Source organism: Colwellia sp. BRX8-9 (genome assembly GCF_014077245.1).
In the GTDB taxonomy this organism is placed as follows: Bacteria; Pseudomonadota; Gammaproteobacteria; order Enterobacterales; family Alteromonadaceae; genus Colwellia_A.
On the sequence record NZ_JACGVN010000028.1, the window covers coordinates 14,599 to 35,439 of the forward strand.

Consider the following 20,841-nt stretch of genomic DNA (forward strand, 5'->3'; position numbering starts at 1 on the left):
AGGATTTTACCGTGATAATATAAATAGTAACTTTTTGATGAGTAATAGTTAAAAGTTATCGGTGCTTGTTATTCTTTTTTTTATCAATAACTTATAAGTCACCTTGTTTTGTTTTTGATAATATAATTAAAATAGTTGTAAAAAAGCTTGATACTGTACGGTCATACAGTATACTTGCTTCATCAAAACGAAATCTTAGCAACATCGGCGGAACAAACATGAAAGATGATAAAGAAAAAGCATTAGCAGCAGCATTAAGTCAAATTGAAAGACAATTTGGTAAAGGCTCAATTATGAAGCTTGGTGATAATAACACCATGGATGTTGAAACCATTTCTACAGGTTCATTGGCGCTTGATGTTGCACTCGGTGCGGGTGGTTTGCCACTTGGGCGTGTTGTTGAAATTTATGGTCCTGAATCAAGTGGTAAAACAACGTTAACGCTTGAAGTTATTGCTGAAGCTCAGCGTAACGGTAAAGTTTGTGCCTTTGTTGATGCTGAGCATGCACTTGACCCTATTTATGCTGAAAAGTTAGGTGTTAACATTAACGAATTACTTGTTTCTCAGCCTGATACCGGTGAGCAAGCATTGGAAATTTGTGACATGCTAACGCGTTCAGGTGCTATAGACGTTATTGTTGTCGATTCTGTTGCTGCCCTTACACCAAAAGCAGAAATTGAAGGCGATATGGGTGACTCTCATATGGGATTACAAGCCCGTATGCTTTCACAAGCAATGCGTAAGTTGACAGGTAACTTGAAAAAATCAAATACCATGATTATTTTCATTAACCAAATTCGTATGAAAATTGGTGTAATGTTTGGTTCTCCTGAAACCACAACGGGTGGTAATGCACTTAAGTTTTATGCTTCTGTTCGTTTAGATATTCGACGTATCGGTGCTGTAAAAGCAGGCGACGAAATTATTGGTAATGAAACCCGCGTAAAAGTGGTTAAAAACAAAATAGCGCCTCCTTTTAAACAAGCAGAATTTCAGATTTTATATGGCGAAGGTATTAACAGCTTAGGTGAATTAATTGATTTAGGCGTTTTGCATAACATGGTTGAAAAAGCCGGTTCTTGGTATAGCTACAATGGCGATCGTATTGGCCAAGGTAAAGCAAACGCGGCTAAATCTTTAGCAGAAAAACCTGAAATGGCAAAAGAACTTGATAAGCGTTTACGCGACTTACTGTTAATTAAAAGTGTAAGAGCAAGTGAAAAACCAGCTAAAGAAGAAGAAGCTGTAGAATAAATATTACACATTAAACATAAAAGTTTAAACCATTATTAAGCCACTGTATTTACAGTGGCTTTTTTATATCTAATTAATGACTTTGCTCTCTTATGCCATCGTTCTTTAATATGCTGATATAGTGTTTTACCTAAGCATCTTTACTGCCCGAATACCCCCCCGTTTTTCTACGTAGCACTCTATTAGGCTAGTTCCACCAATATTTACTCGCTAGGGTTATAGATGACAAATAATATTAACGTAAAAAACATTATAGACGTCTATACGTTTAGATGTTGACATAGCTAAAAATACACGTACCATAAAATGATAATATTTATATATCCGTTATCATTCGTAGTGCTTGAGTTAGTCGAAACCTGTATGTTGATTGGTAGCCAGAATATAAGTTAATAAATGAAAGTAGAGAACGAAGTGTTCATGCTTGTTTGACATTATTTGATTAGGTAAACGCTATGCCCATTAAAATTCCAGATTTATTACCTGCTTTGTCTATTTTAGGTGAAGAAAATATTTTTGTAATGTCTGAGCGTAGAGCGGCAAGTCAAGAAATTCGCCCAATGAAAGTCGCTATTCTCAATCTAATGCCTAATAAAATTGAAACAGAAGTTCAAATATTACGGGTATTGTCTAATACACCTTTACAAATAAATGTCGATTTTGTGCGTATTCACGCCAATGAATCGAAACATACGCCGAAAGAGCACTTAGATAATTTTTACCGCCTCTTTGATGACATTAAAAATACTCAATACGATGGCTTAATTATAACCGGTGCACCATTGGCGTTAATGGAATACGAGAAAGTAACTTTTTGGGATAAAATTTGTGAAATATTTGATTGGGCTGAAGAAAATGTCACCTCAACAATGTTTTCTTGTTGGGCTGCTCATGCCGCTCTATATCATCACTATGGATTGCGACGACATTTAAGAAAAGAAAAATTATCTGGTGTTTTTCAGCATAGCCCCATCGACCAAAAAGAACAGCTTACCCGCGGCTTTGAAGAATTTTTTAATGTCCCACACTCACGATTTGGATATATTGATAAGTCTGATTACCTATCAATTCCTGAATTAAAAATTATAGCTGAATCTCCACAAGCAGGCGTTTATGTGGTCGCGAGCAAAAATAAACAACAAGTCTATTTAACCGGACATCCAGAATATGACTCAACCACGCTAGATGAAGAGTTTCAACGTGATCTTAAGGCTGATGTTAATGCAGTTATGCCCAATAATTATTATATTGATGATGACATAACAAAAGTGCCACACAGTTCATGGCGTAGTCATGCCAGTTTATTATTTACTAATTGGTTAAACTATTATGTTTATCAGATCACACCGTACAAGCTAGATGCAACAAATATTAAAGCAATACACCCAGACGCAGAAATATAAACAGTGTCGGATATATCTAGTCATTAAATTAAGTTTGAAAGTAAAAGTAGAGAAATCGTATGAAAAAATCAGCATCATTTAGTCGTCTTGAGCAACAAATACAAAAAAGAATTCTTATTTTAGATGGTGCTATGGGGACGATGATCCAAGCCTATAAATTTGAAGAACAAGATTACCGAGGTGAACAGTTTGCTGATTGGCATCTTGATGTCAAAGGCAATAATGATATGTTAGTGCTTACACAACCCGAGGTAATTAAAGCTATTCACTATGAATACCTTGAAGCGGGTGCTGATATTATTGAAACGAATACTTTTAATGCCACCACGATTGCGATGGCAGATTACGATATGCAGTCGTACAGTGCGGCAATCAATTTAGCGGCGGCACAAATAGCCCGTGCAGCAGCGGATGAATTCACCGCTAAAAACCCTGATAAACCAAGGTTTGTTGCCGGCGTTTTAGGGCCAACGAACAGAACATGTTCTATTTCACCCGATGTTAACGATCCTGCTTATCGAAATGTGACTTTTGATCAATTAAAAGATGCCTACATAGAATCAACGAAAGCACTGATTGAAGGTGGCTCAGATATTATTCTTATTGAGACTATCTTTGATACCTTAAATGCTAAAGCGGCTATTTTTGCGGTTGAAACTGTTTTTGATGAATTACAGTTACGTTTACCTGTAATGGTCTCGGGTACCATTACTGATGCATCAGGCAGAACATTGTCAGGACAAACCACCGAAGCTTTTTATAATTCATTGCGCCACGCAAAACCTATTTCATTTGGTTTGAACTGTGCATTAGGTCCGGTTGAACTAAGACAATATGTGGCAGAATTGAGTCGAATATCAGACTTTGCTGTTTCAGCTCATCCTAATGCAGGTTTGCCTAATGCCTTTGGTGAATACGATTTCAGCGTCGAAGATATGAATGTTCATGTCAATGAGTGGGCTGAATCGGGATTCCTTAACATTATTGGTGGCTGTTGTGGTACAACGCCAGCGCATATAAAAGGTATGGCGGATGCGGTTGCCAATGTAAAACCTAGGGAAATTAGCGCCAGGAAAATTGCTTGTCGTTTGTCCGGGCTTGAAGCGTTAACCATAGAGGAAAGTTCATTATTTGTTAACGTTGGCGAACGAACTAATGTTACTGGCTCTGCTGTATTTAAGCGCTTAATTACCGAAGAAAATTACGAACAAGCCGTCGCTGTTGCCCTGCAACAAGTTGCCAATGGCGCGCAAATTATAGATATAAATATGGATGAAGGCATGCTTGATTCAAAAGCGGCGATGATCCGTTATTTGAATTTAATTGCTGGTGAGCCAGATATCGCAAAAGTGCCTATTATGCTTGATTCTTCTAAATGGGATATTTTAGAAGAAGGCTTGAAATGTATTCAGGGCAAGGGGGTTGTTAACTCAATCAGCTTGAAAGAGGGCGAAGAAAACTTCCGTAAACAAGCTGAACTATTACGCCGTTATGGTGCGGCTGTTATTGTTATGGCCTTCGACGAACAAGGTCAAGCAGACACACGGGTACGTAAGTATGAAATATGTAAACGTGCTTATGAAATTTTAGTCAATGAAATAGGCTTTCCTGCAGAAGACATTATCTTTGATCCCAATATTTTTGCGGTAGCAACCGGTATCGAAGAGCATAATAACTATGCGGTAGATTTTATTGAAGCGGTTGCCGATATAAAAGAAAACCTGCCTCATGCGATGATTTCGGGCGGTGTTTCTAACGTATCATTTTCATTTCGTGGTAATAACCCAGTACGTGAAGCGATTCATGCGGTGTTTTTATACCACGCAATAAAAAATGGTATGGACATGGGCATTGTAAATGCAGGTCAGTTAGCTATTTATTCAGATATTCCTGACGATCTCCGCCTTGCTGTTGAAGATGTTATACAAAATAGCGATGACGATGCAACAGAACGCTTACTTGATGTGGCTGAGTCTTATCGTGGGCAAGCGGGGAGCAAAAACAATAAGGCTGATTTAACCTGGCGTGAGCTACCGATTAAAGAGCGTTTAGAATACTCTTTGGTTAAAGGCATTAATGAATTTATTGTCGAAGATACTGAAGCAGCAAGGCTAGTGGCTGAACGACCTCTTGATGTTATTGAAGGACCATTAATGGATGGTATGAATACCGTTGGTGATTTATTTGGTGCTGGCGAAATGTTTCTGCCACAAGTGGTAAAATCAGCCCGAGTGATGAAACAAGCTGTTGCTCATTTAAATCCATTCATTGAAGCTGAAAAAACTGAAATAAAATCAAACGGCAAAATCTTACTGGCAACAGTAAAGGGTGATGTCCACGATATTGGTAAAAATATAGTCGGTGTTGTCTTACAGTGTAACAACTACGAAATTATTGATTTAGGTGTCATGGTTTCTTGTGATGACATCTTACGCGTGGCGAAAGCCGAAAAGGTCGATGTGATTGGATTGTCAGGTTTGATAACACCGTCACTTGATGAAATGGTGCATGTTGCTAAAGAAATGAAACGTCTTAATTTTGACTTGCCGTTACTTATTGGTGGCGCGACAACATCAAAAGCTCATACTGCCGTTAAAATAGAGCAACAATATCAACATCCGGTTATATATGTGCCTAATGCGTCACGTTCAGTTTCAGTCGTTAGTACCTTACTTTCAGATGATAGTGAGAAACGTGCGGCATTTTTAGCGCGTCAAGATGATGAATATGCGCGGGTGCGAGAGCGTCATTATAAAAAAGGACCACGTTCAAGCTTAATATCATTAGAAGATGCACGCGCCAATGCTGCGCCGATAAGTTTTGAAAACTATACCCCTAAAATACCCAATAAACTTGGTGTTACGGTACTTGATGATCTTGATTTAAATGTCATTCGAAACTACATCGATTGGACGCCATTTTTCATGACTTGGCAGTTATCAGGCAAATATCCGCTTATTTTACGACACGAAGTGGTCGGCGAAGAAGCAACTAATCTATTTAATGATGCTAATGCTTTATTAGACGATATTATTAACAGTAAAAAGTTAACCGCAAAAGCGGTTTTTGGTCTGTTTCCAGCTCATCGTCAACAAGATGATTTAATATTATTTGCAGATGAAAACCGAGATAAGCAATTGATGAAATTGCATCAATTGCGTCAACAAAGTAAAAAACCAGCAGGGCAGTTTAACCGTTGTTTGGCTGATTATATCGCGGATAAAACGTCGGGTATTAAAGATTATGTTGGTGCTTTCGCGGTATCTGCAGGTTATGGTTGCGACGAGCTAGTGAAGGAGTTCGCCGCTCAACATGATGACTACAATAGTATTTTAGTTAAAGCTGTTGCCGACCGATTAGCAGAAGCGAGTGCTGAATATCTCCATGAAAAAATTCGCAAAGAATACTGGGGATATGCCCCACAAGAGTCGCTTGCTAATGACGATTTAATTCGTGAAAAATATCAAGGTATTAGACCTGCGCCGGGTTATCCTGCCTGTCCAGAACATACCGAAAAAGGTTTGTTGTGGGAACTACTCAATGTTGAAGAAAACATCGGCATGGAGCTCACCTCAAGTTTTGCCATGTGGCCTGGCGCCGCGGTTAGTGGTTGGTACTTTGCTCACCCAGAATCAAAATACTTTGCGGTCGCTAAAGTCGCTAAAGACCAAGTGATTAATTATGCGACTCGCAAAGGGATGACATTGCCACAAGCAGAGCGTTGGCTGTCAGCTAACTTGGATTATGAACCTGAGTAATTAATAGAGCCATTATCATTTAGTTTATACGGCAACGGCCTTAAATCTCTGTAAAGTAGGTTTAAGGCCGTTGTTCATTTGACTACTCAATGTTAAACGACGAGATGACCTGTGTTGTGTATTAAAAGGTTCTTTCGATAAACCAATAAATAGCGATAACGGCGATAAGCGCACTTAACGGTATCACCACGTATTGTCTATATTGAGGTTTTTTAGCAAACCAGCGCGTCGCTAATAAAGCTAAGGCAACGACCGTTATTTGCCCCAACTCAACGCCAATATTAAATGAAATTAAGCTACTGACATACTCACTCTTGGGTAAGCCCAGTTCAACAAGTACTGCTGCAAACCCTAAACCGTGCAGTAAACCAAAAGCAAAGATAATGGGTAAGCGCCACTTTGTTAGTTTGTGATAAAAAATATTCTCAATAGCCACGTAAGCAATTGATAAGGCAATAAGCGGCTCTACAATGCTGCTAGGTAGGTTGATAATACCAAAGATACCCAAAGCTAGCGTAATGGTATGGGCAAGAGTAAAGGCACTTACCTGCCAGAGCAGTGTCGATGTCTTAGTGGCTAATAAAAATAGCGCGAGCACAAATAGAATATGATCAAGCCCTTGCGGCAGAATATGTACAAAGCCCTGATAGATATACTCAACAATATTAAGCAGCTTAATTTCGGCTGTTGAAAGTTTACGTACACCACCCTTGATATCATCAATAGAAAAGTGATGGCTGTTCTGGCCGGATAGCACTAAAGATTTCTCTGAACGGCTGACTGTTAATAAGACATCCCCTAAGATGGGCGAAAATATCAAGGCTGCGTTGTTACTTTTTTGTGGCAATTGACCCTGCGACAATAGCTTAATGGTTTTAGTCGGTGAGTCAGCGCGAAGTCTTGCTTTTAATTCAAATACCGTTAGCCCTGAAAAAGGGGCAACAAGCACACTTTCTTCATCAATAATAAAAGCGCTTTGTTGATTTATTATTTGCAATATTTTTGAGAGTAATTGCTTTATTTCAATTAAAGAGAGGTTTTTTAGATGATTAATTAAATCTGCCTCATCTACTGATGATTTTTGATGACTTTTAATAACATGCAAAACATCAATATCGATACTAAGTTGGTAGTTATTGTCTACAAGTAATTTTAGCTCTGCTTGGTTAGCTTCATTGGTGTGAGCATTCACTAGTGCAGGTGATAAAAGTAGTAATAGGGCAAAAGTTGTTTGTAAAAGGCGCGTAATCATAAAAGTAATATCAGCTAGTCATTGATAAAAAATAAAGCGACAAATTAACGTATTTAGCATGAAATTAACAGTGGTCAAATTATTATTTCAGTATTGAACTATTAACTTAAAAGTTTATACTGTGTTTGTATACAGTCTAGGTTGAGTTGCCCATAGCGAAAATATGCTTTATTTTTTCACAACGAAATAAGGGACTTTTGATAAACATGATTACTATAATTAAGACATGACTAAAACATGACTCAAAGCCGAAAAATAATACATATAGATATGGACTGTTTCTATGCCGCTGTTGAAATGCGTGACAATGAGTCTTTACGTAATGTGCCACTTGCGGTCGGCGGTACAGGGCCCCGAAGCGTCTTGTGTACGTGTAATTACCAAGCAAGAAAATTTGGTGTTCGCTCGGCAATGCCAGCAATTAAGGCGATGCAACTTTGCCCTGAGCTAGTTATTGTTTCAGGCAGAATGGCTGTTTACCAAGAAGTTTCTGCACAAATAAGGGCGATATTTCAACGTTACACTCAGTTGATTGAACCATTGTCGCTTGATGAAGCCTTTCTTGATGTTACCCATAACAAAGAGTTTAACGGCAGTGCGACGCTTATTGCGGAGCAAATACGTCGTGATATTTTTAATGAACTCAATCTAACCGCCTCGGCAGGTGTTGCTCCTAATAAATTTATTGCTAAAATTGCCAGTGATGAAAATAAACCTAATGGTCAATGTGTTGTTACGCCCGCAGACGTGAGTGGTTTCGTTGAAAAATTACCACTGAAAAAAATTCCGGGTATTGGCCCAAAAACAGCACAAAAATTATTGGGTTACGGCTTCTCGTCATGTGCAGATATACGAGCAAGTTCTGTCGCCGTATTAACACCTATTGTCGGCAAGTTTGCCCCTGCATTGTATCAACGAAGTTTTGGTATTGATCATCGCCAATTAGAAACCGACAGAGTTAGAAAATCATTAGCGATAGAAACCACTTTTTCTCAAGACTTGTCTTGTGAAAAAGAGTGTGAAAGTGCCGTTGAGCTTTTATATGAGAAGCTTTTAGTGAGATTAGAAAAACATCAACATATGGTTATTAGTAAGCAAGGGATTAAACTTAAGTTTAATGACTTTACCCAAACAACAGTTGAGCAGCAAAGCAGCCACTGTGATGAAAACACCTTTAAACAATTACTGTTAAAAGCACTGTTGCGTAGTCAATCTAGGGGAATACGTTTAATAGGATTAACGCTAGGTTTTGCTGAGCATAATAACAAAGAAACACAGCAGCTTTGTTTTAGTTTATAACCGGTACTGACTTGATATGATGTCAGTACCGGTATTTTAGTTTTTATTACTGTGCTTATGCGGGTTTAATGATTTCTTTAACCGCCAATTCTAATTTTGGATCGTTAATATTTGAGCTAGTAGATTTGAAAACAACTTGTCCACTTCTATTGATAAAAAATGTCGTTGGTGTACCTTTTACGCCATATAACTTAGCAACTTTTTCACCTTCAACACCGGTAATAAATTGATAACCTCGTTGAGTAATCGAGTCTTGTGGTTTTGCTCCTTCATCTTCACTAAAACTAATAGCAACAATCTCAATGCCGGTATTTTTATACTTTTCAGTTAGCTCGACTAATTTAGGCTGCAATTTTTTACAATAGGGACACCATGTTGCCCAAAAATGCAAAATCACCGGCTTGCCCTGATAGTCTGCTAATGAAATGCTTTTACCGGCTTGGGTTTTTAGTGTCCAGTCTGGGGCTTGGTTGGCTTTATTGTCATTGGCGTTAACGTTGAACGACAATATGCTAACGAATATTATAATAATTGATAAAAATGCTTTCATGAAACAACCTACTTTTATTTATATGACTAACTACTTTAGGAGACCTTGATTACGGCGAAATTATTTCGAGCTTTTTATTAACAAAAAAGCCTATCGTATTGATAGGCTTTTTGACACTTCATTTAAAAGTGTTATAAACCTAACACTTTTTTACCTTGCTTAAAGGTAATATCAACAGGAATATTAGCCGCTTCAATACGCGCTAAGTCTTCTGCTAAATCGGCTTTAATGACACCGCTTTTTGCAACAAGTGCAGCCACACCTTCATAATCACCATTACCTTGTAAGGTTAAAATAAGCTCAGACAACGAATCAATAGCGGCAGTCATCTTATCAATGTTGACAGAGTATAACCCTTGCGAGTTACGGGTAAACGCCCCTTGCTCAGCAAAGTAATTAAACCGTACCATGTTGGCTTTACCGTGAGCAGATGTTGCGCCAAAGCGCACTGAACGGAAAATTCCCGCTAAGAAGGTTGTGTAATAATCTTGCAATGTACCTTCTTCAATGGCGCCTTTAATGAGTAACTGGCGGATCATATAAAGCCCAAGGATATCGGCTTTACCTTCTTCTAGTGCCGAAGCATGCTCTTTTAATGATTGGCGTACTGTGCCCTTATCATTAATGGTATTTTTGATACCCAAACCATGGGCAACCTCATGAAACATCGTATTAGCAAAGAAGGCATTGAATGTTACATTTTCACGTTGCTCAGCAACGATTAAGGTACTAGCAATGGGTAACATAATATTATCGAACTTGGCTTGCATCGCATTTTTAAGTTGTAAGCGGCGCGTACCTTTCTCTAACTGTACTTTTTCGTCATTGGGGAGATTAATCGCAATGGTTTTACTACCGGCATTAGAATGACCTGCATAATAAATGACGTCATATGCGTTTAAGTCTGCATCAGAGCCGGGTACTTCTTTTTTATAAGCTTTTTTAACGGGTAAGTCTTTTTGTAATTCGGGTAAATATTCAGCATATTTAGCGAGCTTTTCACTCCAGGCTAAATCTTTAATCAGCACATAAGATTCAAAAGCAGCGCGGTAACCATAAAGCTGATCTTCGTAGGTTTCTATTGGGCCAATAACGACATCAATAGGATTGTTTTTCATATCCATCCAAGCAAAATCAGACGCTTGAAAGTCATCATGACGGATTGCTGTCGCACGTAAATTTAAGTAATTTGCAAATTCTTTATCATCAGCAAAGCTTGATGCTTTTTCTAATATAGCCGCAATACGATTAATGCTATCGCTATAAAGCTCAGAAAAAGCCACTGACGTTAATTGGCCATCGCTGGTACGCTTAACTACCGAATACAAGCCACTCTTGTCAGCAAAGTCTGCTTGCTCAAATTCAGCTTTGGTTAAGTCATTAGGGTAAAACTCTGCGCCAGCCGCTTTTGCTTGATATCCAGAAAGGAAAGGTTTATCGCCATCTAATCTATCCCAAGGACCATAATTGATACGGGCAAATTCACGGACCTTTTCATCATCAATACTAGCAAGGAAGCTTGCTTTGTCTTCACCAAAAGCCTGTTGCCAGAAAAGTTCATCAATAATATCTGAAGCTTCAATAAGCAATACGATCATTTTTTTCTGGTTTTCAGACAAGTGGCTCAAATCAGCACTAAGTGTTACTGGCTTATATATGTCTAAACGACTTTTGGCTTCTGCTAATAAAGTAGGCGCTGAACGTGGTTGTTTATTATTTTCACTACAAGCGCTTAATAGGCTAGTGGCAAGCAAAAGGCCAGTAGCGAGTTTTGTTAGTCTCATTTTTATTCTCACGTATTTTTTGAATATGTATATATAACGCAAAGAGATTACCAAAAATGGCAGGATGCGCAAGGTCTTAATCTATGGGATGGGATCAGGTTTTAGTGAGTTTGTTTTATTGGCGGGGTAAAAAATTAAATAATAGGCAAAAAAAAACCAGCATAAGCTGGTTTTTTAATTCAATAACAAAAATTAAAGCGCTTTAATAGCAGCGTTTAAACGACTCTTACTACGAGCAGCTTTATTTTTGTGAATAAGACCTTTGCTTGCAAAACGATCTAAGATCGGTTGTGCAGCAGCAAATTCTTTAGATGCTGTGTCTTTGTCACCAGCTTCAATTGCAGCGAGTACTTTTTTGAATAGAGTGCGCATCATTGAACGACGACTTGCATTATGTTGACGGCGTTTTTCTGATTGAACCGCGCGTTTCTTCGCCTGCTTTGAATTAGCCAAGGTGAACTCCTAAAATATGATTGTATATATAGCCTAAATTTAAGGCGAGGAAATATGCCTTTTTTTAGCTCGATTGTCAAACCTTTTACCGGTTTAATTTACTTAATAACGATGAATTTACCATTATATAATAATTATCATTATTGGTTACTAAATAATGACGCTATTTTACCTGTTATTTACAGGATTTAAAATAGATTAAAAACTTCTTTGCATTTACTTGTTTATCACAGGTAAAAAGCTGCATAATATTAATGAAAAATTACATCTTGGAATATGATGATTTATATCGATTTATTGGAGCTATGCATTGAGTAAAAAGTTAATAAAATCAGGTCTTATAGTGAGTTTTATGACCTTGATTTCTCGTGTGCTCGGCTTGGTTCGAGATGTTGTTATTGCGAACATTATTGGTGCAGGTTTAGCGTCTGATGTTTTTTTCTTTGCCAATAAAATTCCCAATTTTCTACGTCGATTATTTGCCGAAGGTGCTTTTGCACAAGCTTTTGTCCCCGTGTTGAGTGAATATCATACCAAAGATGAGGCCGATGGGCTGAGTTTGAAAGAAGGTGAAACACGTAAATTAATCGCTCAAGTTTCAGGCACCTTAGGTGTAATTGTTACCATAGTAACGCTTATTGGCATGATAGCCTCGCCGTTATTTGTGATTTTATTTGGTTTTGGTTGGTTTGTAGATTGGCTTAACGATGGTCCCAAAGCCCAACAGTTTGAGTTAGCCTCATCACTACTAAAAATTACCTTCCCCTATTTATGGTTTGTCAGCTTTACCGCACTTGCCGGCGCGATTTTAAATACTTTTGGTCGATTTGCTGTTTCTTCTTTTACACCCGTTTTACTTAATGTTTGCATTATTGGCTGTGCAATCTACTTGTCACCCTTATTCGACAATCCTGCTTTTGCATTAGCTTGGGGCGTATTTTTAGGGGGCTTAGCTCAGTTCTTATTTCAAATACCTTTTTTAATTAAAGCCGGTGTCTTTGTTAAACCAAAATGGGCTTGGCACGCGAAAGGTGTAAAAAAAATCCGTAAACTTATTGTTCCTGCTTTGTTTGGCGTTTCCGTTACGCAAATTAATTTACTGCTTGATACCCTAATAGCCAGTATCTTAGTCACTGGCTCGATTAGTTGGCTTTATTACGCCGACCGTTTATTAGAATTTCCCTTAGGGTTATTTGGTATTGGTATAGCTACCGTTATTTTGCCCAGTTTAGCTAAATTGCATACTAAGCAAGACAAAGAAGAGTTTAGTGAGACGATTACTTGGGGCTTAAAAATTGTTTCTTTATTTGGCTGGCCCGCACTTGCAGGGTTAATGGTATTAGCTCAGCCGATTATTATGATTTTATTTATGCGTGGTGAGTTTTCTCAAGAAACTGTTTTACAAGTCTCTTATGCCTTATTTGCTTACATTTCGGGTTTAATCAGCTTTATGTTTATTAAAATATTAGCGCCGGCTTATTACGCACGCCAAGATACCAAAACCCCCGTAAAAATAGGTATTAAAGCGATGGCAGCCAATATGATTTTCAATCTGATGTTGGCACCTTTTTTTGGTTATGTAGGTTTGGCCATCGCGACAGCTATGTCGGCAACACTCAATGCGTTAATGCTTTACCATGGTTTAAAAAGTAATAATATCTTTGCATTGTCTAAAACAACGTGGTGGTTTTTTGCGCGGCTTATCTTTTCTGCAGGGATAATGGCAGTGGTTGTTTTTACGTTATCACCCCCGTTTAAAGTTTGGTTAGCGATGGAAACCACCTTGCAAATTCAACAATTACTTATTTGCATTACTTTAGGTATGCTCAGTTATTTTATTTCTATTGCTGCACTGGGAATTCGAGTGAAAGATTTCAAAGTTAAAGTAACTGAAAAATAAATTGATGAAATTAGCTTCAGGTGCTGATTCTTAAGCCTGAGTGATATATAATTTATCGGTTTTTATTCATTAATGGCGACACTTGTCTACTAATGTCAGTCAAATTTAGGTTTTTTAATTAAATGCAGTTAATACGCGGTATCCACAATATTCAAGCTGAAGATCATGGCTGTGTGTTAACCATAGGCAATTTTGACGGTGTTCATTTAGGACATGCTCGCGTTATAAAGGCTTTAATTGCAAAAGCTAAAGCATTGAATTGTACACCAGCAGTGATGATTTTTGAGCCTCAGCCGCAAGAGTTATTTTCTCCTGAGACGGCTCCTGCAAGATTGACACGTTTAAGAGATAAATATTTTCTTTTGAAAAATTTGGGTGTAGAACGTTTGATTTGTGTTAATTTTCATCGAGAATTTGCCAATAAAAGCGCGTCAGAGTTTATCGAACTTTTATTAGTTCAACAGCTAGGTATTAAACATTTAATTATTGGTGACGATTTCCGCTTTGGAAAGAACCGTTTAGGCAATTTTAGTCTGCTAAAACAAGCCGGTGAAAAATTTGATTTTGCTGTTTCTGATACCGCAAGTTTCAAACTTGAAAATTGTCGGATCAGCAGTACCCAAATACGTAATGCTTTAGAGAATAATCAATTAGCTGACGCAGAAAGAATGCTAGGTCGGGCTTACTCTATTATCGGTCGGGTTTTTCATGGTGATAAGCGAGGCCGAAAACTAGGGTTTCCTACCGCAAATGTTTTATTAAAAAGACGCGTTTCACCTATTTCCGGTGTTTTCGTGGTAAAAGTAAATACGGTTAAAGAATGCTTTTATGGTGTGGCTAATATTGGTTCAAGGCCAACAGTGTCTGGTATTAGGCAACAGCTAGAAGTACATATTTTTAATTTCAATGAAGACATTTATGGTCAAACCATTGAAGTGGTTATGCTAAATAAATTAAGAAATGAAATAAAATTTTCATCACTAGATGAATTAACTAAGCAAATATCACAAGATAGTGAGCAGGCGAAAGCCTTTGTTCAAGATTTATAAATAAACAGATACGTGAGTTAATAGTAAAATTAATATCAAGCCAATGTCGATTTTACTATTAACTTATTAGAGGCTAACCACCAGTTAGCGAATATAACAACGGATAATGATTTAAATGAGTGATTATAAACAAACCCTAAACTTGCCAGCTACTTCTTTCGCGATGAAAGGTAACATGGCAAACCGTGAACCAAACATGCTAAAAGAGTGGGCTGAAAAAGATCTGTACGGCCAAATTCGAGCGGCTAAAAAAGGTAAGAAATCATTTATTTTGCATGACGGTCCTCCGTATGCAAATGGTGATATTCACTTAGGTCATTCTGTTAATAAAATTCTTAAAGATATTATTGTTAAATCAAAAACGTTATCTGACTTTAACGCACCGTTCGTGCCTGGTTGGGATTGCCATGGTTTACCGATTGAATTAATGGTTGAGAAAAAAATTGGTAAGCCAGGTCATAAAGTTTCTGCCAGTGTTTTTCGAGAAAAATGTCGTGAATATGCAGCCAAGCAAGTTATTGGGCAGCGTGAAGACTTTAAACGCTTAGGGATTTTTGCTGATTGGGAAAAACCTTACCTCACTATGGATTTTGGTACTGAAGCCAATATCATACGTGCTTTAGGTAAAATAGCTGAGAATGGTCATTTACATCAAGGGTTCAAACCTGTGCATTGGTGTACTGATTGTGGTTCTTCTTTGGCTGAAGCTGAAGTTGAATACAAAGATAAACAATCGCCAGCGATTGACGTAAAATTCACCGTAGTTGACCAAAGTGTTGCTGATAAGTTTGATCACCCTGAAAATCATCAAGGTGAAGGTGAAGTATCGGTTGTTATTTGGACCACTACACCTTGGACACTTCCGGCTAACCGAGCAGTTTCTGTTAATGCCGACGTTGAATACACTTTAGTACAATGTGAAACCGAGCAGGGCAAAGTACGTTATATTTTAGCGTCGGACCTAGTGACAGCATGTATGGACCGTTTTGGAATTGATAAATATCATGCATTAGGGTTTTGTAAAGGTAGCGATTTAGATTTAGTGCAACTTAAACACCCATTTTATGATTTTACTGTACCAATGATCTTAGGCGAGCATGTAACGACTGACTCTGGTACGGGTTGTGTACATACAGCACCTGGTCATGGTGTTGAAGATTTCGTGGTAGGCAAAATATATAACCTTGAAGTAGCTAACCCTGTTGGCGCTAATGGTGTTTATTTAGAAGATACGCCATTATTTGCTGGCCAACATGTTTTTAAAGCCAATGCCAATGTCGTTGAAACATTGAAAGAACATGGCACTTTAGTACATCACCATGCAATAGAGCATTCTTACCCGCATTGCTGGCGCCACAAAACACCCTTAATTTTTCGTGCAACACCACAATGGTTTATTAGCATGGATAAAAAAGGTTTACGCCAAGATTCATTAAACGAAATTGAAAAAACGCAATGGATCCCTGATTGGGGTCAACGCCGTATCGAATTGATGGTTGAAGGTCGCCCTGACTGGTGTATTTCACGTCAACGTACTTGGGGCGTGCCAATGGCATTATTTATTCATCAAGACTCGGGTGCTTTACATCCACGCAGCATTGAACTGATTGAAACGGTTGCTAAGCGTGTTGAAGAAAAAGGCATTCAAGCATGGTTTGATCTAGACGCTGCTGAGCTTATTGGTGATGACGCTAAAGAATATATTAAAGTACCAGACACCTTAGATGTATGGTTTGACTCTGGAACGACTCATTACTCCGTTGTTAATGCACGTGAAGAATTTGATGGCGTTGCAGATTTATACCTTGAAGGTTCAGATCAACATCGTGGTTGGTTTATGTCGTCAATGATTTCATCGGTAGCGATGAATGGTAAAGCGCCTTATAAGCAAGTACTAACACATGGCTTTACCGTTGATACTAACGGTCACAAAATGTCTAAGTCATTAGGCAATGTTATTACACCAAAAGAAATCACCAGTAAGTTAGGTGCAGACATTTTGCGTTTATGGGTAGCTTCAGTTAACTATACGCAAGAAATTACTGTCTCTGATGAAATCTTTAAGCGTCAAGCCGATGCATACCGTCGTATTCGTAATACCTCGCGCTTTTTATTATCAAACCTTAATGGTTTTGATCCTAAAACTGATTCAGTCGCTTTTGACGATATGGTTGCACTTGACCGTTGGGCTGTTGATAAAGCTGCACAATTGCAAAAAGAAATTGTTAGCGCTTATGATGACTACGAATTTAATGTTGTTGTTCATAAGCTAATGAACTTCTGTACCACAGAATTAGGTGGCTTCTACTTAGATATTATTAAAGACCGTCAATATACAGCGAAAGAAGACAGTACGGCGCGTCGCTCTTGTCAAACCGCTATGTATTTAATCGCTGAAGCGATGACTCGCTGGATGGCTCCTATTTTATCTTTTACTGCACAAGAAATTTGGCAAGCGCTACCGACTCCGTCTGGTGAAACGCGTGACGAATTCGTTTTCACCGGTGTTTGGTTTAATGGTTTGCCTAAGTCAGAAACAAGTAATACTTTAAACAATGATTACTGGAATGAAATTTTACTTGTGCGCACCGAAGTAAACAAAGCACTAGAAAATGCCCGTAAAGAAAAACAAGTGGGTAAAGCGCTTGAAGCAGCGGTTATTTTATATACCAACGCAGAGCTTGCTGAAAAATTACAACAATTAGGCGAAGAACTTCGCTTTGTTTTGATCACCTCTAAAGCTACGGTTGAAGTAGTTGACAGTGCACCAACGGGCGCTTTAGCAACTGAGATTGAAGGCTTATGGTTAACGGTTGCACCAGCAACAGGCACCAAATGTGAGCGTTGTTGGCATGTAACTGAAGACATTGGGGAAGATGAAAAACATCCTGAACTTTGTGGACGTTGTATTACCAACGTAGAGGGTGAGGGCGAGAAACGCCAATTCGCCTAAATATTTGTGTATTCTTTGCTATTTCATCCAAGAATTGCAGAAAAGTACTCAGCTAGTTAACTAGGCTGTGTGCTTTAGCTTTATTCTTGAATGAACTAGCTTTGAATAAGCCAATATTTCATCGATTAGTTTTGTTGAAAAGTCTTAGTCAGACATTCACAAAACATGCTAACTATCTCATTAGTTATATAACAACAACTATTAGCACAGTAGAAATATGAAAATTAATAAACTTTTTACAGAAACGGGTTTTAAATGGTTATGGTTAACCGTTTTATTTTTGATTATTGATCAAGTAACCAAGCAACTGGTTGTTAACTCATTTGATTTATATGAGTCGATGAACATTTTACCTTTCTTTGATTTGAGATATGTACAAAACCCAGGGGCAGCCTTTAGCTTTCTTGCCGACCAAGACGGTTGGCAACGTTGGTTCTTTACCATTATTGCTGCTATTGCCAGTGTGGTTTTTTTAGTGTGGTTGGCTAAAACGCCAAAGAATAATGCACTATTAAGTATCGCTTTAGCGTTTATGCTCAGTGGCGCAGTGGGCAACTTAATTGACCGGGCATTATTTGGCTATGTTATCGACTTTTTAGACTTTTATATTGCCGATAATCATTGGCCAGCCTTTAATGTCGCAGACTCTGCTATTTTTATTGGCGCGGCATTGATGATTTTTGATTCCTTTAAAAATGGTGATTCAGCCAAGAAAACTGAAATTACTAAGACAAAAGTAGACGAGAAATAAAATGACAATGTTAATTACTGATAAATCTGAAGTTATCGCTCATATTACCATGAAATTATCTGATGGCTCAGCGGCAGACAGTACCAAAGTAAACAAAAAGCCTGCTAAAATTATTATGGGTGATGCCAGTATTTCTCCTGCCTTTGAAGCGCAATTGTTAGGCCTTGCCGCTGGAGATTCTAAAGAATTTACCCTCGAAGCAAAAGATGCCTTTGGCGAACCTAATCCAGATAATTTCCATTACGTTGATGCAGATAAATTTGGTAGTGACGTACCAGCAGAAGTGGGCAGTATCATTACTTTCACACAACCTGGCAATATAGAGTTACCTGGTATGGTCAAAGAAGTGATCGGTACATCGGTCACTATTGACTTTAATCATCCGCTAGCGGGACAAGCAGTAACATTTGTTATTGACGTTGTTGAAGTTTTATAATCGTTAACTCTTAGGACTTTTGAGTCTCTCAGGAACAAATTATGGAAATTATTTTAGCTAACCCTCGTGGTTTTTGTGCTGGCGTAGACCGAGCGATTAGTATCGTAGACCGCGCGTTAGACTTATTTGGTGCGCCCATTTATGTACGCCACGAAGTAGTACATAACAAGTTTGTTGTTGATGGCTTAAAAGACCGGGGTGCGATATTTGTTGATGAACTTTTTGAAGTTCCTGACGATAATACCGTTATTTTTAGTGCTCATGGCGTCTCTAAAGCGGTACGTCAACAAGCTAAAGATCGTGGTCTAAAAGTATTTGACGCTACTTGTCCATTAGTGACTAAAGTACATATGGAAGTGTCACGTACCAGTCGTAAAAATATTGAGTGCATTCTTATCGGTCACGCTGGACACCCTGAAGTTGAGGGTACGATGGGACAATATGAAAGTGAGCATGGCGGGATTTATTTAGTTGAGTCTGTTGCTGATGTAGCAACACTTGAAGTAAAAGACCCTACTCAATTGTATTATTGTAGCCAAACGACTTTATCCATTGATGATACGTCAGAAGTGATTGACGCGTTGAGAAATAAGTTCGCTTTAATTAAAGGCCCCCGCAAGGACGATATTTGTTATGCAACACAAAATCGTCAAGACGCGGTACGCACTATTTCTGCACAAGTTGATTTACTGTTAGTTGTTGGCGCCAAAAATAGCTCTAACTCTAATCGCTTACGTGAACTCTCTGAGAAGTTGGGCACACCTTCCTACCTGATTGATACTTTTGCCGATATTCAACCACAATGGCTTGAAAATGTTAATAAAATTGGTGTTACTGCCGGAGCTTCTGCACCCGCAATACTTATCCAGCAAGTTATTGACGCACTAAAAGACTTTGGTGGTCAAGAGGTTATCGAATATCCTGGTCGTGAAGAGAACACAGTATTTGCGGTACCTATAGAATTGCGCTAATCTTAAAATATCAGGTTAAGTGGTTGAATGTAATTTTATCCGTTATATGAGTGCTTAAATTTAAAGCATTTTAATAACAATATTCATGACTTAACCTTATTATTCTGAATAGTAACTATGTACATAGGCTATTCAATAATAGATTTTTAAGGTATGAGTTAATGCGGTTCACGTTAGTGATTTTTAACACATATAAGTTCTCAATCGAATTCTTAGCGCTACGCTTAGTTTCGCTTCTCCTCGCCTTTAAAATTCTATTTGGGTCTGTTTTGTGTTTGTCACTTAAAAGTATACTCATCAATGCTGTTTCTTTTATTTATCTCCCATTCACTCTATATTTTAAAGCATTATTTTTCTGGGTAGTCAGCAATTTTTGTCAGTGTATTAAGGAGTCTCATGGGTAACAGCACACTTAGGACGAGTTATCCTAAAAGAAAACCAGCCCAAGTACAAAAGGGCATGACACTAATAGAGGTTTTAGTCGCTTTAGTTATTTTAGTGACGGGTATTTTTGGTGCGGTTGCCATGCAGGCGTCAGCTAAGAAAGGCAGTTTTGATGCGATGCAACGCTCAGTAGCCTCAGCGTTAGCTCAAGATATTATCGAACGAATGCGCAGTAATGATTCTGATATTCTTACTTTAGAGAGTTATCAAGGTGTTTATGGCGCAGCATTGAATACTCCGCCTGACGCTGACGTTAGGTGTAATTCAGTTGCTTCTTTGTGTACAAGTGCACAAATGACCACCAATGATTTGTATGAATGGGAAGTCAAACTTATGGGCGCTGATGTTACTGCTGGTGGTAAAAATACTGGTGGCTTAGTTGGTGCTGTCGGTTGTATTGATCATAATAAAAATGCAGTTACTGTTGTGATCAGCTGGCAGGGCAGAGTCGCAACGGCTGATGGTTATGATGCCGATAACAATAGTTCTGCAGCTGCAACATTGGCCAACGCCTGTGGTACAAGTACCAGTAAACGTCGACAAGTTACGGTTGAAGCTTTTATATATTAAGGCAAGCAAAGC

Annotated in this window: 15 protein-coding genes; 11 read left to right on the forward strand and 4 right to left on the reverse strand. The window is 38.3% G+C overall.

Annotation, left to right across the window (positions count from 1 at the left end; translation table 11 throughout):
• The first annotated feature begins 218 nt into the window (after positions 1-218).
• The 3 genes from recA to metH all read left to right on the forward strand — a co-directional run bounded on the left by recA (position 219) and on the right by metH (position 6,417).
• Entirely contained in the window at positions 219-1,256 is a 1,038-nt protein-coding gene (gene recA, locus H4J70_RS17895) for a recombinase RecA (protein WP_182216951.1), read from the forward strand.
• 455 nt (positions 1,257-1,711) lie between these two features.
• Positions 1,712-2,659: a homoserine O-succinyltransferase gene (metA, locus tag H4J70_RS17900; RefSeq protein WP_182216953.1), complete on the forward strand. Its 948-nt coding sequence runs from the start codon at positions 1,712-1,714 to the stop codon at positions 2,657-2,659.
• 59 nt (positions 2,660-2,718) lie between these two features.
• Positions 2,719-6,417 (forward strand): methionine synthase, encoded by a 3,699-nt coding sequence (gene metH / locus H4J70_RS17905; RefSeq protein WP_182251597.1) that lies wholly within the window; start codon positions 2,719-2,721, stop codon positions 6,415-6,417.
• Positions 6,418-6,538: 121 nt separating this feature from the next.
• On the opposite strand, the gene H4J70_RS17910 is transcribed toward metH, so the two are convergent.
• Positions 6,539-7,669, reverse strand: coding sequence for a HupE/UreJ family protein (locus H4J70_RS17910; RefSeq protein ID WP_182244759.1), 1,131 nt, complete (start codon positions 7,667-7,669; stop codon positions 6,539-6,541).
• A 237-nt stretch (positions 7,670-7,906) separates the two neighbouring features.
• On the opposite strand from H4J70_RS17910, the gene dinB reads away from it, so the two are divergent.
• Positions 7,907-8,968, forward strand: a complete 1,062-nt coding sequence (gene dinB / locus H4J70_RS17915; RefSeq protein WP_182244760.1) for a DNA polymerase IV — start codon at positions 7,907-7,909, stop codon at positions 8,966-8,968.
• A gap of 55 nt (positions 8,969-9,023) precedes the next feature.
• Here dinB and H4J70_RS17920 read toward each other — a convergent pair whose 3' ends face one another.
• The 3 genes from H4J70_RS17920 to rpsT all read right to left on the reverse strand — a co-directional run bounded on the left by H4J70_RS17920 (position 9,024) and on the right by rpsT (position 11,755).
• Complete coding sequence (locus tag H4J70_RS17920) at positions 9,024-9,518, reverse strand: peroxiredoxin (RefSeq protein ID WP_182216960.1); 495 nt, start codon at positions 9,516-9,518, stop codon at positions 9,024-9,026.
• Positions 9,519-9,649: 131 nt separating this feature from the next.
• Positions 9,650-11,302, reverse strand: coding sequence for a dipeptidyl-peptidase 3 family protein (locus H4J70_RS17925; RefSeq protein ID WP_182216962.1), 1,653 nt, complete (start codon positions 11,300-11,302; stop codon positions 9,650-9,652).
• A 192-nt stretch (positions 11,303-11,494) separates the two neighbouring features.
• Entirely contained in the window at positions 11,495-11,755 is a 261-nt protein-coding gene (gene rpsT / locus H4J70_RS17930; protein WP_070374488.1) for a 30S ribosomal protein S20, read from the reverse strand.
• Positions 11,756-12,065: 310 nt separating this feature from the next.
• On the opposite strand from rpsT, the gene murJ reads away from it, so the two are divergent.
• The 7 genes from murJ (at position 12,066) to pilV (ending at position 20,829) form a co-directional block, all read left to right on the forward strand.
• Positions 12,066-13,655 carry a murein biosynthesis integral membrane protein MurJ gene (murJ, locus tag H4J70_RS17935; protein ID WP_182251598.1) on the forward strand — a complete coding sequence of 530 codons (1,590 nt, stop codon included), beginning with the start codon at positions 12,066-12,068 and terminating at the stop codon, positions 13,653-13,655.
• Between the two features lie 122 nt (positions 13,656-13,777).
• Complete coding sequence (gene ribF / locus H4J70_RS17940; protein WP_182231050.1) at positions 13,778-14,704, forward strand: bifunctional riboflavin kinase/FAD synthetase; 927 nt, start codon at positions 13,778-13,780, stop codon at positions 14,702-14,704.
• 115 nt (positions 14,705-14,819) lie between these two features.
• Positions 14,820-17,657 (forward strand): isoleucine--tRNA ligase, encoded by a 2,838-nt coding sequence (gene ileS, locus H4J70_RS17945; RefSeq protein WP_182251599.1) that lies wholly within the window; start codon positions 14,820-14,822, stop codon positions 17,655-17,657.
• 217 nt (positions 17,658-17,874) lie between these two features.
• Positions 17,875-18,408 carry a signal peptidase II gene (lspA, locus tag H4J70_RS17950; RefSeq protein WP_182216965.1) on the forward strand — a complete coding sequence of 178 codons (534 nt, stop codon included), beginning with the start codon at positions 17,875-17,877 and terminating at the stop codon, positions 18,406-18,408.
• Position 18,409: 1 nt separating this feature from the next.
• Complete coding sequence (gene fkpB / locus H4J70_RS17955) at positions 18,410-18,844, forward strand: FKBP-type peptidyl-prolyl cis-trans isomerase (RefSeq protein WP_070374483.1); 435 nt, start codon at positions 18,410-18,412, stop codon at positions 18,842-18,844.
• A gap of 41 nt (positions 18,845-18,885) precedes the next feature.
• Entirely contained in the window at positions 18,886-19,815 is a 930-nt protein-coding gene (ispH, locus tag H4J70_RS17960; protein ID WP_182216966.1) for a 4-hydroxy-3-methylbut-2-enyl diphosphate reductase, read from the forward strand.
• A 396-nt stretch (positions 19,816-20,211) separates the two neighbouring features.
• Positions 20,212-20,829, forward strand: coding sequence for a type IV pilus modification protein PilV (pilV, locus tag H4J70_RS17965; RefSeq protein ID WP_182216967.1), 618 nt, complete (start codon positions 20,212-20,214; stop codon positions 20,827-20,829).
• Positions 20,830-20,841 lie beyond the last annotated feature (12 nt).

Coding starts and splice junctions, on each gene's coding strand:
- recA (WP_182216951.1), top strand. CDS start 219: ATGAAAGATGATAAAGAAAAAGCATTAGCAGCAGCATTAAGTCAAATT.
- metA (WP_182216953.1), top strand. CDS start 1,712: ATGCCCATTAAAATTCCAGATTTATTACCTGCTTTGTCTATTTTAGGT.
- metH (WP_182251597.1), top strand. CDS start 2,719: ATGAAAAAATCAGCATCATTTAGTCGTCTTGAGCAACAAATACAAAAA.
- H4J70_RS17910 (WP_182244759.1), bottom strand. CDS start 7,669: ATGATTACGCGCCTTTTACAAACAACTTTTGCCCTATTACTACTTTTA.
- dinB (WP_182244760.1), top strand. CDS start 7,907: ATGACTCAAAGCCGAAAAATAATACATATAGATATGGACTGTTTCTAT.
- H4J70_RS17920 (WP_182216960.1), bottom strand. CDS start 9,518: ATGAAAGCATTTTTATCAATTATTATAATATTCGTTAGCATATTGTCG.
- H4J70_RS17925 (WP_182216962.1), bottom strand. CDS start 11,302: ATGAGACTAACAAAACTCGCTACTGGCCTTTTGCTTGCCACTAGCCTA.
- ribF (WP_182231050.1), top strand. CDS start 13,778: ATGCAGTTAATACGCGGTATCCACAATATTCAAGCTGAAGATCATGGC.
- ileS (WP_182251599.1), top strand. CDS start 14,820: ATGAGTGATTATAAACAAACCCTAAACTTGCCAGCTACTTCTTTCGCG.
- lspA (WP_182216965.1), top strand. CDS start 17,875: ATGAAAATTAATAAACTTTTTACAGAAACGGGTTTTAAATGGTTATGG.
- fkpB (WP_070374483.1), top strand. CDS start 18,410: ATGACAATGTTAATTACTGATAAATCTGAAGTTATCGCTCATATTACC.
- ispH (WP_182216966.1), top strand. CDS start 18,886: ATGGAAATTATTTTAGCTAACCCTCGTGGTTTTTGTGCTGGCGTAGAC.
- pilV (WP_182216967.1), top strand. CDS start 20,212: ATGGGTAACAGCACACTTAGGACGAGTTATCCTAAAAGAAAACCAGCC.